The 14853-nt window shown below is 40.5% G+C and carries 10 protein-coding genes and 1 CRISPR repeat array; of the genes, 6 read left to right on the forward strand and 4 right to left on the reverse strand.

Annotation, left to right across the window (positions count from 1 at the left end):
- Nucleotides 1-88 precede the first annotated feature (88 nt).
- From pbp1b to D8847_RS08590, 6 genes are all read left to right on the forward strand, one after another.
- Complete coding sequence (gene pbp1b / locus D8847_RS08565) at nt 89-2569, forward strand: penicillin-binding protein PBP1B (RefSeq protein WP_125841282.1); 2481 nt, start codon at nt 89-91, stop codon at nt 2567-2569.
- 77 nt (nt 2570-2646) lie between these two features.
- On the forward strand, nt 2647-3558 hold the full coding sequence (locus D8847_RS08570) for a DMT family transporter (RefSeq protein ID WP_125841283.1): 912 nt from the start codon (nt 2647-2649) through the stop codon (nt 3556-3558).
- 84 nt (nt 3559-3642) lie between these two features.
- Nucleotides 3643-4341 (forward strand): 2,3,4,5-tetrahydropyridine-2,6-dicarboxylate N-acetyltransferase, encoded by a 699-nt coding sequence (dapD, locus tag D8847_RS08575; RefSeq protein ID WP_125841284.1) that lies wholly within the window; start codon nt 3643-3645, stop codon nt 4339-4341.
- Between the two features lie 67 nt (nt 4342-4408).
- Nucleotides 4409-5539, forward strand: a complete 1131-nt coding sequence (locus D8847_RS08580; protein ID WP_125841285.1) for an N-acetyldiaminopimelate deacetylase — start codon at nt 4409-4411, stop codon at nt 5537-5539.
- An 11-nt stretch (nt 5540-5550) separates the two neighbouring features.
- The gene (locus D8847_RS08585) at nt 5551-6090 is read left to right on the forward strand and encodes a 5-formyltetrahydrofolate cyclo-ligase (protein ID WP_125841286.1); all 540 of its coding nucleotides are present in this window, start codon (nt 5551-5553) and stop codon (nt 6088-6090) included.
- On the forward strand, nt 6074-6754 hold the full coding sequence (locus D8847_RS08590; protein WP_125841287.1) for a rhomboid family intramembrane serine protease: 681 nt from the start codon (nt 6074-6076) through the stop codon (nt 6752-6754). Before D8847_RS08585 ends, D8847_RS08590 begins: the two co-directional genes overlap by 17 nt.
- 52 nt (nt 6755-6806) lie before the next feature.
- Nucleotides 6807-8717: direct repeats of the CRISPR family, unit length 36 nt; unit sequence GTTTTGGAACCATTCGAAACAACACAGCTCTAAAAC.
- A 90-nt stretch (nt 8718-8807) separates the two neighbouring features.
- On the opposite strand, the gene csn2 is transcribed toward D8847_RS08590, so the two are convergent.
- Genes csn2 through cas9 form a run of 4 tightly spaced genes read right to left on the reverse strand, consistent with a single transcriptional unit; the run spans nt 8808 to nt 14812 of the window.
- The gene (csn2, locus tag D8847_RS08595; RefSeq protein ID WP_125841288.1) at nt 8808-9470 is read right to left on the reverse strand and encodes a type II-A CRISPR-associated protein Csn2; all 663 of its coding nucleotides are present in this window, start codon (nt 9468-9470) and stop codon (nt 8808-8810) included.
- On the reverse strand, nt 9460-9804 hold the full coding sequence (gene cas2 / locus D8847_RS08600; RefSeq protein WP_061587800.1) for a CRISPR-associated endonuclease Cas2: 345 nt from the start codon (nt 9802-9804) through the stop codon (nt 9460-9462). Before cas2 ends, csn2 begins: the two co-directional genes overlap by 11 nt.
- A complete protein-coding gene (cas1, locus tag D8847_RS08605) occupies nt 9801-10667 on the reverse strand; it encodes a type II CRISPR-associated endonuclease Cas1 (RefSeq protein ID WP_125841289.1) in 867 nt (288 codons plus the stop codon). Before cas1 ends, cas2 begins: the two co-directional genes overlap by 4 nt.
- Nucleotides 10667-14812: a type II CRISPR RNA-guided endonuclease Cas9 gene (gene cas9, locus D8847_RS08610; protein WP_125841290.1), complete on the reverse strand. Its 4146-nt coding sequence runs from the start codon at nt 14810-14812 to the stop codon at nt 10667-10669. Before cas9 ends, cas1 begins: the two co-directional genes overlap by 1 nt.
- Between the last annotated feature and the right edge of the window lie 41 nt (nt 14813-14853).

A 14853-nucleotide genomic window follows, 5' to 3' on the forward strand; every position in this document is an offset into this window, starting at 1 on the left:
GATTAATAGCCTAGTGGAATAGGGAAGAAAGTGGCTATTTTATTGAAAGTTTCCCTTTTATGGTATAATAGAGAAAGCGAGGACATTCATGAAAGAAAGAATTAATGAATTAAAAACAAAAATGCTGCATTTTTTCCAGCAGCTAACTGCTAAATGGAAACAAAGACAAGCAGATAAGAAAATCGATAAAAAAGCGACCTCTTCTGATAAGGTTAGAAAGGCAGGATCTAATTTTGCTAGGGTTTTGAGTGGGTTTAAAATAGTCTTTAACACTCTCTTTATCCTAGGCTTTATTGGTGGACTGTTTGGTGCTGGCGTGGCTATGGGTTATGGAGTTGCCCTATTTGACAAGGCCCAAGTACCTCAAGCAGAAGAGTTGGTCAAGCAAGTGAAGGATATTGCCTCTATCTCAGAAATCACTTATTCTGACGGCAGTACCATTGCCTCGATTGAGGGCGATTTGTTGCGCACTTCAGTCGCTTCAGGTGCTATTTCGGATAATCTTAAAAAGGCTATCATTGCGACAGAGGACGAGAATTTCAACGAGCACAAGGGAGTTGTGCCTAAGGCCGTTATTCGTGCGACCTTGGGAACTTTTGTCGGTCTGGGGTCATCCAGTGGTGGTTCGACCTTGACTCAGCAGGTTATCAAGCAGCAAGTGGTGGGGGATGCTCCCACTCTAGCTCGTAAGGCCAAAGAAATCATTGATGCTCTAGCTTTAGAGCGAGCTATGGGTAAGGATGAGATTTTAACAACCTACCTTAACATTGCTCCTTTTGGTCGCAATCATAAAGGCCAAAATATTGCAGGTGCCCAACAGGCTGCAGAAGGGATCTTTGGAGTTAAGGCTTCGGATTTAACGATCCCTCAAGCAGCCTTTATCGCAGGATTGCCACAGAGCCCAATCAGTTACTCCCCTTATGAATCTGACGGTAGTATGAAGAGCGAGGAGGATTTGGCTCTGGGGGTCAAACGGGCTAGAGATGTTCTCTATAATATGTACCGGACAGGGGCTCTAAGTCAGGAGGATTACGACAAGTACAAGGATTATGATTTTAAGAAAGACTTCTTACCATCTGGTAGTGTCAGCGGTACTTCGCGTGACTATCTCTACTTCGCAACCTTGGCAGAAGCTACTGATCGGATGTACGACTACCTGATTCAGAGAGATAATGTTTCTGTACAAGAGCAAAAGAATGAATCCATCCAGAAAGCTTATCGTGATTTGGCGACTAAGGAAATTGAAAATGGTGGATATAAGATTACGACAACTATTAATAAAAATGTTCATGCTGCGATGCAAAATGCGGTTGCGACCTACGGCTATCTGCTAGATGATTCGACAGGCCAGCCTGAGGTAGGGAATGTCCTCATGGACAACCAAACGGGAGCTATTCTTGGATTTGTCGGTGGTCGCAATTATCAAAAAAATCAGAATAACCACGCTATCGACACAAAACGTTCTCCTGCTTCGACTACTAAGCCGATATTGGCTTACAGTATTGCCATTGACCAAGGTCTGATGGGAAGTGCAAGTATCTTATCAAACTATCCAACCAACTTTTCAAACGGCAATCCTATCATGTATGTCAATAGTCCTGGTACGGGCATGATGACGTTAGGGGAGGCCCTTAACTACTCATGGAATATCCCAGCCTACTGGACTTATCGTACACTTCGAGAGAAGGGTGTTGATGTTAAAGGCTATATGGAAAAAATGGGTTACGAAATCCCAGAATATGGTATTGAGAGTTTACCGATGGGCGGAGGAATTGACGTTACAGTTGCTCAGCATACTAACGGATATCAGACTCTGGCCAACAACGGAGTTTACCATAAGAAACATATGATTGCGAAGATCGAGTCAACAGATGGTCGAGTGGTTTATGAACATAAAGATAAACCTGTCCAAGTTTACTCAAAAGCGACAGCGACCATCATGCAAAGTTTGCTTCGCGATGTCATTTCATCTCGGATTACCTCAAGTTTCCAGACAGACTTGGCTACCATCAATCCAAGCCTCGCTAGCGCCGACTGGATTGGAAAAACTGGTACAACCAATGAAGATGAAAATATGTGGCTTATGCTTTCTACGCCTCGCTTGACCTTGGGTGGCTGGCTAGGTCACGATGACAACCGACCACTAGCCAAAGGGGCGGGCCACTACCGCAATGCCAACTATATGGCCCACTTGGTTAATGCCATTCAACAAGCAAAACCTGGCATTTGGGGGAATGAGCGCTTTAATCTTGACTCAAGTGTGACCAAGTCACAAGTTCTCAAGTCGACAGGGGAGAAACCGGGCAAGGTTTCAATTAATGGCAAAGAAGTCAACGTTTCCGGTTCTACCGTAACAAGTTACTGGGCTACTAAAGAAGGGGCGCCAGTAACCACCTATCGCTTTGCTATTGGAGGAAGCGATGCAGATTATCAGAATGCTTGGAAGAATATTCTAGGAAGTATTCCTGCAGTAACTCCTCCAAGCTCAAGTAGCGGTTCGGGAACAACAAGCTCGAGTGGAAATACTCAGAGTGGTTCTACAGGACGTTCACGTCTGTTTAATCGCTAAGATAGAGTAGTAGCAAGGTTAGTAATTTCTCCTTGTTGCTACTTTTTTCTTTGTTGGTTTCGTGTTACAATAGGAGTATGAATCATTATCAGAAAAAGATTGTTAAGGGAACACTATACTCGCTACTCTCAGGCCTAATCTGGGGGATCTGTGGGATTTTAGGAGAGTATTTTTTCACTCATTATCCAGTGTCTTCTGGATGGATTACTTCTATGCGTTTACTAGTGGCGGGGAGTTTGGTTTTAGGCTTATCGGCCTTTCAGTTGCGCACTCGATTATTGGACATCTGGCGTGATAAGAAAAATTATCTACCTTTTTTAGCCTATGCTATTCTAGGTATTTTTTCTGTGCAGTTTTTCTTTTATCTCTGCGTTGAGTATTCCAATGCGACGACGGCAACCATTTTGCAATTTATCAGCCCAGTTTTTATCCTGTTTTACAATCGAATCATCTACCAGAAGAAGGCTTCGATTACAGCTGTTTTCTATGTTTTGATTGCCATGCTAGGTATTTTTTTGATGGCTACAAAAGGGGACTTGTCCCAGTTGTCCATGACACCTTTAGCTCTAGTGACAGGTTTGTTTAGTGCAGTAGGGGTCATGTTTAATGTCATCCTTCCCCAACGTTTTGCACGGCGCTACGGATTTGTTCCGACTGTTGGTTGGGGGATGATTCTGGCAGGACTCTTTAGTAATTTCCTTTACCCTATTTACCAGATAAGTTTTCAAGTGGATTTGGTAAGTATGCTGATTTGTCTGACGATTGCCGTGTTTGGGACTGCTTTTGCCTTCTTCCTATCTATGAAGGCTGTGTCACTCGTTTCCCCGTTGGTTGTATCGGTGGTAAGTGCTAGCGAACCTCTTTCTTCCGCTTTATTAAGTGTTCTTTTTCTAGGATTGGTCATGGATGGTTTTTTGGCTTTAGCTATGGTGTTGATTATCATTCCGATGATTTTCTTATCTGTAGAAGAAGCAAAACAAGCCAAGTAAAGATGCTTATTTGATAGTTGAGGCTTCAAATTTGAGGCCTTTTTTGGTAGAATAGGTATCATTATAACGAACCAGGAGGCGCCTATGACTGCTACAAAAATGAACGCTCAAGAAATTATCCAATTTATCGCCAATGCTGAAAAGAAAACCAGTGTCAAAGTAACCTTTGAAGGGCAACTCGCAACTGCTGTGCCAAGCTCTGTTGTCAAACTAGGAAATGTTTTATTCGGAGACTGGAAGGACGTGGCTCCTCTTCTTGATGGCTTGGTAGAAAATAAAAACTATATTGTTGAGCAAGATGCTCGTAATTCTGCAGTTCCTTTACTAGATAAACGTGATATCAACGCTCGTATTGAGCCAGGTGCTATTATTCGTGACCAAGTTGAAATTGGTGACAATGCTGTTATCATGATGGGAGCAGTTATCAATATCGGTGCTGAAATCGGTGCTGGAACCATGATTGACATGGGTGCCATCCTTGGTGGCCGTGCTATTGTTGGAAAAAACAGTCACGTTGGTGCAGGTGCAGTTTTGGCGGGTGTGATTGAGCCAGCTAGTGCTGAACCAGTCCGTGTCGGAGACAATGTTCTTATCGGTGCCAATGCAGTGGTTATCGAAGGAGTCCAAATCGGCAGTGGTTCAGTTGTTGCAGCAGGAGCTATTGTTACCCAAGATGTTCCAGAAAACGTTGTAGTAGCAGGTGTTCCAGCTCGTATCATCAAAGAAATTGATGCCCAAACTCAACAAAAAACAGCGCTAGAGGATGCGCTTCGTACCTTGTAATTGTAAAAGTAAAAAAGAGGCGGAACCCTTTTTCCAGCCTCTTTCTGCTATATCGGAGGACAGATAGATGTTAGACTTGATTCAGACTAGACGAGATTTACACCAGATTCCAGAGATTGGCTTGGAGGAGTTCAAGACTCATGCTTATTTGCTGGATGTGATTGAGAAATTGACTGCGGGCAAGGACTTTGTTCAAATTCGTACTTGGCGGACGGGTATTTTGATCTACCTGCAGGGAAGTCAGCCGGAACGAACCATTGGTTGGCGAACAGACATTGATGGCCTGCCTATCGTCGAACAAACCGGACTGCCTTTTGCCTCTCAACACCAAGGTCGCATGCATGCCTGTGGCCATGATTTTCATATGACCATTGCCTTGGGCTGTCTCGAACGCGCACTTGAGGAGCAACCCAAGAACAATCTGCTCTTCCTATTTCAGCCTGCTGAAGAAAATGAAGCTGGTGGTATGCTCATGTATGAGGATGGTGCTTTTGGGGACTGGTTGCCAGACCAGTTTTATGGTCTCCATGTTCGTCCGGATTTGAAGGTTGGTCAGATTGCGACCAATACCCATACGCTCTTTGCAGGGACCTGTGAGGTGAAGATTCATTTCAAAGGAAAAGGGGGACATGCAGCTTTTCCACATGAAGCTAATGACGCCTTGGTAGCGGCTAGTTACTTTGTGACCCAGGTGCAGTCAGTTGTCAGCCGCAATGTCAACCCAATCGAGGGAGCGGTGGTGACCTTTGGCGTTTTTCAGGCTGGAACAACCAACAATGTCATCACAGATACAGCCTTTTTACACGGAACCATTCGCGCCTTGACTCAGGACATGAGTCTCTTGGTACAAAAAAGGGTCAAGACAGTTGCAGAAGGAGTTGCAGCAGCCTTTGATATGGAAGTCGAAGTGGAACTCAAGCAAGGAGGCTACCTACCTGTTGAGAACAATCCAGCCTTGGCGCGTAAACTGATGGATTTCTTTGAAGAAAAAGACGGAATCGAGTTGATTGATATCGAGCCTGCTATGACAGGTGAGGACTTTGGTTACCTCCTTTCGAAGGTAGATGGCGTTATGTTTTGGCTGGGTATCGATAGTCCCTACGCCCTTCACCATCCTCAGATGAGTCCCAAGGAAGAAGCCTTAACTATTGGGGTGGAAGCAGTATCTAGTTTCCTGAAAAAGAAGGCGGCGGAGTAGAGGAATTGTCTATGAAAGCAGAACTACGTAAGCAAGTCTTACACGAAATGAAGGCTCTATCTCAGGAGCAAAAACAGGCTATGGACCAAGTTTTAACAGAGCGATTTTTAAATCATCCCTTTTACCAAGAAGCTAAGATTATCGCAACCTATCTCTCTTTTCCGCATGAGTTTCAAACGCAAGAATTGATCGAGCAGGCGCTGAAGGACGGCAAAAAAGTTCTGATACCCAAAACCTATCCCAAGGGGTGCATGGACCTTGTAGTCTACAATCCGCAGCAGTTGGTAAAAACTTCCTTTGGTCTAATGGAACCGCAAGGAGACTTGGAAGTGGTGGATCCGTCTCAGATTGATTTAATTCATGTTCCGGGTTTGGCTTTTACAACAGAGGGGTATCGGATTGGATATGGTGGAGGATACTACGACCGCTATCTGGAGAATTTTGCTGGGCAGAGCCTGAGTACAATCTATCCTTGTCAAATTCAGGAGTTTAACTTGGAAGACCATGATATTCCCGTCCAGGAGATGCTAATCTATGAAGGAAATCTTTGATAAACGTTATCCTGTGACTAGTTTCTTCCTCCTAGTAACCGCATTGGTCTTTCTCTTTATGTTGGTTCTTACAGGTTTAAATTTTGAACGAGCAGATACCTTGCTTCAGTTTGGAGCCATGTATGGACCGATCATTCGCCTGTTCCCTGAGCAGATTTGGCGCCTTTTTTCGGCTATATTTGTGCATATCGGATGGGAGCATTTCATTGTCAATATGATTTCGCTCTACTTTCTTGGACGACAGGTGGAGGAGATTTTCGGTTCTAAGCAATTTTTCCTTCTTTATCTCTTATCAGGAATGATGGGCAATCTCTTTGTTTTTGCTTTCACACCGAAAGTTGTAGCAGCAGGCGCTTCCACTTCTCTTTACGGGCTATTTGCTGCGATTATCGTCTTGCGTTACGCAACTCGCAACCCCTATATTCAGCAGTTGGGGCAATCCTATCTGACACTTTTTGTGATTAATATTATCGGAAGTGTTCTGATTCCAGGAATCAGCCTAGCAGGCCATATCGGAGGTGCAGTAGGAGGTGCCTTTCTAGCAGTTATCTTTCCAGTCAAATGGGAGAGAAGAATGTACAGTACCAGCCAGCGAATCGGAGCAACCGTACTTTTTATCGCACTAGCCGTTTTCCTTTTCTATAAGGGAATGAGCTATGTGTAAGGGAAGGGGGAATAGTTAAAAAGCTACTCATTTTTTGAGTAGCTTTTTATGTAGATTGGAACCATTCGAAACAACACAGCTCTAAAACTAATCGGTCTTTTCGTTCTTTGTTTTCATAGTTTTGGAACCATTCGAAACAACACAGCTCTAAAACTGAGATAACAGCTTCGTCACTTTCAAGCATGTTTTGGAACCATTCGAAACAACACAGCTCTAAAACCCTTTCCAATATCTTGAATTACTTCTTCAAGTTTTGGAACCATTCGAAACAACACAGCTCTAAAACATAAATTCTAAAAAGTAAAAAATATTTTTAGTTTTGGAACCATTCGAAACAACACAGCTCTAAAACAGTCTACACCGTGCAGGAAGGCAGCTTGCTGTTTTGGAACCATTCGAAACAACACAGCTCTAAAACTTGTGCAAGGTAACTTTGCTAACGTTGGTAGTTTTGGAACCATTCGAAACAACACAGCTCTAAAACAACTTTGGCTTGATATGGTTCTTATAGAGAGTTTTGGAACCATTCGAAACAACACAGCTCTAAAACATAGGAGCTTCTAATCACTCAAAACATGAAGTTTTGGAACCATTCGAAACAACACAGCTCTAAAACGGTTTACCCTGATGTCAGCAACAAGACATTGTTTTGGAACCATTCGAAACAACACAGCTCTAAAACTGTTTGTCGATATCAATAACAAAGAAGTTAGTTTTGGAACCATTCGAAACAACACGGGTTTTGGAACCATTCGAAACAACACAGCTCTAAAACTCTTCTACTTGGTTTGGCTCTAAACAATAGGTTTTGGAACCATTCGAAACAACACAGCTCTAAAACATCTTAAATTATTAAACTTATCAAAAGATTGTTTTGGAACCATTCGAAACAACACAGCTCTAAAACACAGTTATTCGTTATTGTGAACTTGGAGTGGTTTTGGAACCATTCGAAACAACACAGCTCTAAAACCATAGGCGTTTGCGTTACCGACTGAAAGATGTTTTGGAACCATTCGAAACAACACAGCTCTAAAACAAATGAACGGCAATGAGGGAACGAAAGATAGTTTTGGAACCATTCGAAACAACACAGCTCTAAAACGTTCAAGAAATTAAAAATAAAGGCACTCGAGTTTTGGAACCATTCGAAACAACACAGCTCTAAAACTTTTTGAAGTCCTCTTCGAACATTTTGCCAGTTTTGGAACCATTCGAAACAACACAGCTCTAAAACTGAGTCCATTGCTATTATCGCTTTGTTCCAGTTTTGGAACCATTCGAAACAACACAGCTCTAAAACTGGGAGTTATACTTCCAAGCCGTATTAGGTGTTTTGGAACCATTCGAAACAACACAGCTCTAAAACACCGTCATGTATTTCACTACGGATAGAGCCGTTTTGGAACCATTCGAAACAACACAGCTCTAAAACAAGCCTATTGAATCCATTCACTTAATTGATGTTTTGGAACCATTCGAAACAACACAGCTCTAAAACGCTAATAAAATTCGCGCCGTTGGTGATTTGGTTTTGGAACCATTCGAAACAACACAGCTCTAAAACAGCGTCCAAAGTGTCAAACAGTTGATAGCTGTTTTGGAACCATTCGAAACAACACAGCTCTAAAACAATAGCCAGTCTCATGCGATCCATCAGTATGTTTTGGAACCATTCGAAACAACACAGCTCTAAAACTTACTCCAAATCCGTGAACCTTAATTTCGGGTTTTGGAACCATTCGAAACAACACAGCTCTAAAACAGTTGTCAATGAAGTTACGGAACTTCTCGGGTTTTGGAACCATTCGAAACAACACAGCTCTAAAACAAATACCTGCGTAAGCTTTTTTAGTGAGTTGTTTTGGAACCATTCGAAACAACACAGCTCTAAAACGTAAAGCCTATCAAAAAGGCGGTCATTAAAGTTTTGGAACCATTCGAAACAACACAGCTCTAAAACCTCGTAGAAAAATTTTTCTTACGAAATTTCGTAATCGCGCCATTCGTCCCAGCCAGACTTCAGATCGTCAGGTTCCAATTGTTACTCTTATTATACCATATTTTCAGGGTTCAAGAAATAGTCTTGATCCAGCACATACTGCGGGAAATCATAGACTTTTCGAGGTTCGACAAATAAAACTTTTAGTTGATTGAGTTGGATATACTCTATCAAATTTACTAACTCATCCTTTGATAGATAGGCAGATGCATTGATGAAAACAAGGAGTTTCTTTTTTGAAAGATATTTAAAAACTTGGACAATTTCTAGCATCTTTTCAAAAGGTGTATCACTCAAGGTTTCTACTTTGACACCAAGTGCATCGATTAACTCTAGAATGGTAATTTCATCATACTCTAGGTCTAACTCGTTTTCTAAACACTCAAATGCCAATAATTCTGTAATCGTGGCTACCAACTTTTCAATCATGGATTTGACTTCTGGTTTATCATTGAGTTGATTTTCAAGATCCGCATGTATCAGCTTGAGCATGGCAGGTGAGTTGAGATTGTATCCTAAGACATCCGTTATCAGTAGTAACTCGGACTCTTTCAGGGCTTTTAGATTTCTATCAAATAACTTCAACTCCCCTTCATCAGTGTACTGGTAGAATTGCTTGACGATAGTTGAAAAGGTAAACTGGTCTTCCAACACTAAAAAGGTTGCATTTTCAATAGCTAATGGTTCGTCTAATAGCGGGAAATTAATCTTCATCTCCAGGCTCCTCTCCTAGAAAAACTAAACGGGCATCGGAGTTTGCTACGCTGGTATTTCGCTCGCCATTTAAGTAAATCATGCGAGAAAACTGCTTTTCTGTAACGGTTAAGAGGGTAATATTGCCTTTTTTAGGATTATGAGTCTTAAGGCGTTCAATCATGGCGTTATTAGCAGAGTTGTTGAGTAAGAGCTTGCTATAGATGGAGAATTGGTGCATGATAAATCCCTCATCTATGAGGAACTTCCGAAATTTCCGATAGGCCTTGCGTTCCTCTACGGTATCAACTGGCATATCGAACATTAAAATCATACGCATATATCGATAACTCATATCCTAAACTCAGGAACTCCTTTCTCGGGTTGATTGAGAGCTTGAATGACTTTTTTAGTATAGTCACTGACGATATTGGACAGATACATATCTTTGCTATTGTAGTGGAAGGTATCTGAGAAAATAGTGAAAAGTTCTCGTTTGATTTTGACAAAAGAACTGTTTCGATTTTCATAGACGATTCTGTCAATAATCGGACGGAAAGGCTCCATAATATCGCTAGCGAGGTTGAATTGATTGAACTGGTTGGCATGTTTCAAGCCAAACTGGGTCATACAACCAGACAATACAATCTCACGCGCAAACATACTCAAAATTAAGGTGTAACCGTAGTCTAAGGCAGCATTGATATCACTATCTTGTTCACGGCTAAAATCATTTCCAAACAAGGTATTAAAATAAATCCGAGCTGCGTGCCCTTCGCGGTTACTAGGATCAAACAAATCCAAACCATGATAGAGATCAATGACGGACTGAGATTTTTCTAGAAAACCACAACTCCCCAGATAAAAAGCCTGATTGAGAATTTTTTGTGCAATAATGGTGGTCCAAACTTGTGCTTTAGCCTCCTCGCTCCAAGTAATTTGACGAGAGAGTTGCAAACTGGAATCGTGTCGACCGTAGTAAGGCATTAAATATGCTGTCGGCAAGCGTTTATCATCACAAAAGATGACCAAAATATTTTCATCCACCAAGCGTTTAATCAACATAGTAGAGAGAACAATATCTGTCGTCTCCAAAAGTAGGATGTCCACCTCGGACAGGTGAATCAACTCTGTCCGAGAGGCATCTTTAAAAATCAAGTGATTGTTCTTGTAAGAGAGCTTAGAGTGTGTATTGACAACAACGGTTCTCCATCCCATTAGTCTTCTCCTAGTTTGCTCAAGTCAATCCGAGTCTCGTAGAGACCAGTGATGGATTGGTGGATGAGGGTGGCGTTGAGGATTTCGGATACAGTTGTGTATCGTTTTCGATCAACATCTTTGCCAAAAAATTTAAAGGCAGCAGGAGCACCCAAAGCAGTAAAGGTCAACAAATTGATAAACGAATTTGCTAGAATTTCTATATCTGCTTGCTCATTGTCTGCATATAAGTTCTTGATTTTCTCTAGATTTGCATCCGCGAGGACATATTTTTGAGAGAACTCAGATACAAGATTTAACAAATCCTTAAATTCATTTCGGTGTTTCTGAATGTATTCTAAATGTCCTGGTTCGTCTAGTTTATGGACATTTTTAGAATGGTAGAGCAAGGTTGTTAAATATACTGGAAGCACTATTTCATTGCCTTTTTGAAGTTCTTTCGCACTTGCAAGTAGTCGTCTGCGACCATTTTCCAGTTCAAATAAACTATACTTAGGCAGGCAGAGGATATTTTCTTTACATACATTATGATAGCCTTTATTTTCAAGGAAAGCTATTGGATTCTTCTCAAAAGCGTCTTTCTCCATGATGGTAATACCAACTAGAGTCTTGACAGTCTTCAGTTTTTTCGCTTTCCCTTTTTCGATATCAGCTATGAGCAGGATCGAATAGGCGATAACGGGGCTATCAAATCCCCCATATTTAGTAGTTTCCCAAAGAATATCCTTTGTTTTTCGAGGGATTAACTTATCAGAATTTCCTTTAGGAAGAATGGATTCTTTAGAGAAGCCGCCTGTTTGCACCTCTCTCTTCTTCACAATATTCACCTGCGGAAGTGAAAGTACTTTTTTGATTGTTGCGAAATCTTTTTCCTTATTCCAAGCGATTTCTCCAGTATCTTTGGAGTATTCGATATTTTCTCTTTTTACGATGGTTCCGTCTGCGTAATGCACCTCTTCTTTAAAGAAATTCAACAAGTTTGAGTAGAAGAAATACTTTTCAGTTGCTTTTTCGATGCCTTTAGGATCTTTGGATCTTGAGATGTATCTCTTAAGATCGTACTTTTGATAGTCACCATAGACGAATTCAGGCTCTAGTTTAGGATATTTTTTAAGGATAGCCTTAGCCACTACTGCATTTAAGTAGGCGTCATGCGCGTGGTGGTAGTCATTGATCTCCCGCACCTTGTATAACCCAAATTCTTTACGGAAGTTGGAAACTAGATTGGATTTCAAAGTGATGATTTTGACGGTACGGTTCTTCTTATCCTTCTCAGTCACTTCTTTATTGAAGCGAGCATCCAAAATCTGTGCAACATGTTTTGTGATTTGGCGTGTTTCAACTAGTTGGCGTTTGATAAAGCCAACTTTATCTCGCTCATCTAGCCCGCCACGTTCGGCTTTGGTTAAATTATTAAATTTACGTTCTGAAACCAATTTAGAATCCAATAATTGTTGCCAAAAGGCTTTTCTTTTTTGAACGACTTCTAGACTAGGAACATTATCGGATTTCCCACGATTATCCTTTGAACTAGTTAAGACACGGTTATCAAGCGAATCATCCTTGATAAAGGCCTGTGGGACGATATGGTCAATGTCATAGCTGCTCAGTTGGTTGATGTCAAGAGGTTTCCCAGTATACATATCCCTCCCGTTTTGGAGATAGTAAAGGAAGAGACGGTCATTCTGAAGTTGAATATTATCTGTCGGATGTTCTTTTAGAATTTTGGAGTTAAGTCCAGATGCTAAGATTTTTAATGAATTTTCAATTCGCTTATATCTTTGTTGGGAATTCTTTTTCCCCCGGGTAGTTGTCTGATTTTCGCGAGCCATTTCAATGACAATGGACTCAGGTTCGTGTCCTATAACCTTGACAAGTTCCTCAACAATCTTGATACTTTGTAAAATCCCCTTTTTAATAGCAGGGCTTCCTGGAAGCTCTTGGACAACCTGATTTACATTATCTGTTTTACCAACCACTTGAGCTTTTTGGATAATTTCTTTGAAAGAAAGCCCGTCATCATTGATTAACTGCATAAAGTTACGATTGCTGTAGCCGTCGTCAATCAGATAATCAAGAATCGTTTTGCCAGTTTGTTTATCACGGATGCCGTTAATCAGCTTAGCAGAGAGTTTTCCCCAACCAGTATAATGTCGACGAGTTAGTGCTTTGATGACTTTTTCATCAAAGAGGGAGTCATATTGAGCAAGACGTTGTTTGATCATCTCACGATCTTCAAAGATAGTTAAAGTGTGGACGATATTTTCAAGAATTGCTTCATTTTTAGCATCATCCATAAACGCTTTATCCTTGATAATTTTGAGTAAATCATGATAAGTAGATAGACTGGCGTTAAATTGTTTTTCAATTCCTTTTAGTTCGATTCCATCGTAGCCATCAACAGTGTGTAGATAATGGATGATGTCTTTTTCAGTTACTTTTCTTTTCTCTTTGAATAATTGAGTGACAATTTGCTTCTTCTGCCCACTATCAAGGAATTGATAGTCTCTCAATCCTTCTGCAATAAATTTTACTTTTGTTAATTCATTATAGACAGCAAATCTTTCATATAAGAGACTATGCTTGGGAAGAACTTTTTCTTCTGGGAGATACAAGTCATAGTTAGTCATCTTATTGATGAAGTCTTCCGCAGAGCTTGCTTTATCAACAATTTCTTCAAAATTCCAAGGTCGGATTGCTTGGTCAGAATTTCTAGTAAGCCAAGCAAAATCACGATTGCCACGAGCCAATGGGCCAACATAGTAAGGAATACGGAAGGTCAAGATTTTCTCTATCTTTTCTTTGTTTTCCTTCAGAAATGGATAATGTTCTCCTTGCCGACGGAGAATGGCATTCATCTCTTGAAGATGAATTTGGTGAGGAATAGAACCATTATCAAAGGTGCGTTGTTTTCTCAAGAAATCTTCACGTTCAATTTTATCCAGGAAATAGTCTGCCCCTTTAACATTATTTAAAATGCTCTTGAGATATTTATAAAATTCTTCCTCAGTTGCTAATTTACCATTTCTTTTACGTACTTTTAAATCAACTCCGACATATCTTGCATAACCATTTTTGCTATCGTCATAAAAAACTTCATCATATTTTTCTGGAAGATTGTTTTTGATGAATTGTTTTAAAGATGCCAAATCTTTTTGGTGATTTTCATAGCGCTCAATCATAGATGCTGACAGTGGAGCCTTGGTTGAAGGATCTGTAACGGTTAAGATTCCTGATAGAAGGATGGCGTCATAGAGTTTTTTAGCAACTAGAAAAAGATCAGCAAAGTCATCTCCAATTTGTCCGAGTAAGTTTTCCAAATCCTCATCATAGGTATCTCTAGAGAATTGTAGTGGAGCTTTTTCTTCTAAGTCAAAATGTTTTTTAAAATCAGCCTGATTTCCTACAATTAACTTGAGAAATTCTGAAAAGAGACCAGTGGATTTTTCATCAGGAAAGAGTTTTAGAACGCGTTCTCTCTTTGCAGATTTGCTAATTTTATCAGTAAAAATTGCTTCTACTTGTACGTTTTGTCCACTAAGCGAATTTCCTTCAAAGGTGTTGTTGTAAATGCTTATAAATTCATTAAAGATTTTTTGGATATCATTGTTTTTAATATCAAATGTATCTTCGTATAAAAAATGCCCACGGTATTTAATCATATGAGCTAACGTTAGATAAATCAAGCGCAGGTCAGCCTTTTCTTTCGAATCCGCCAGTTGCTTTCTCAAATGATAGATAGTTGGAAATTGCTTATGGTATTCTTTTTCTTCTGCCAAGGTAGCAAAAATAGGATATTTACTCCCTCTTTTGTCCTCAGGAATTAAAAAGGAGTCATCCAATCGATGAAAGAAACTACTATCCACCTTGCTCATTTCCTCAGCAAAGATTTCTTGAAGATAGCGAAGACGATTTTTCCGGCGGGTATAGCGACGACGTGCAGTTCGTTTAAGGCGTCTAGCCTCAGCAGTAGTTCCCTCATCAAACAATAGAGCCCCGATGAGATTTTTCTTGATAAAGTGTTTATCGGTATTGCCCAAAACTTTCATCTTTTTAGATGGCACTTTATAGTCATCTGTAATGACGGCCCATCCGACGCTGTTAGTTCCGATATCGAGTCCGATAGAGTAATTTTTGTTTTCCATGTATAAAAACCTCCGTTGTATTTGTATTGAGATATAATTTT

The organism is Streptococcus mitis (genome assembly GCF_003942795.1).
Classification (GTDB): Bacteria; Bacillota; Bacilli; order Lactobacillales; family Streptococcaceae; genus Streptococcus; species Streptococcus mitis_BJ.

Excerpts from the sequence above, each read along its gene's own strand:
- pbp1b (WP_125841282.1), top strand. The coding sequence starts at position 89 with ATGAAAGAAAGAATTAATGAATTAAAAACAAAAATGCTGCATTTTTTC.
- D8847_RS08570 (WP_125841283.1), top strand. The coding sequence starts at position 2,647 with ATGAATCATTATCAGAAAAAGATTGTTAAGGGAACACTATACTCGCTA.
- dapD (WP_125841284.1), top strand. The coding sequence starts at position 3,643 with ATGACTGCTACAAAAATGAACGCTCAAGAAATTATCCAATTTATCGCC.
- D8847_RS08580 (WP_125841285.1), top strand. The coding sequence starts at position 4,409 with ATGTTAGACTTGATTCAGACTAGACGAGATTTACACCAGATTCCAGAG.
- D8847_RS08585 (WP_125841286.1), top strand. The coding sequence starts at position 5,551 with ATGAAAGCAGAACTACGTAAGCAAGTCTTACACGAAATGAAGGCTCTA.
- D8847_RS08590 (WP_125841287.1), top strand. The coding sequence starts at position 6,074 with ATGAAGGAAATCTTTGATAAACGTTATCCTGTGACTAGTTTCTTCCTC.
- csn2 (WP_125841288.1), bottom strand. The coding sequence starts at position 9,470 with ATGAAGATTAATTTCCCGCTATTAGACGAACCATTAGCTATTGAAAAT.
- cas2 (WP_061587800.1), bottom strand. The coding sequence starts at position 9,804 with ATGAGTTATCGATATATGCGTATGATTTTAATGTTCGATATGCCAGTT.
- cas1 (WP_125841289.1), bottom strand. The coding sequence starts at position 10,667 with ATGGGATGGAGAACCGTTGTTGTCAATACACACTCTAAGCTCTCTTAC.
- cas9 (WP_125841290.1), bottom strand. The coding sequence starts at position 14,812 with ATGGAAAACAAAAATTACTCTATCGGACTCGATATCGGAACTAACAGC.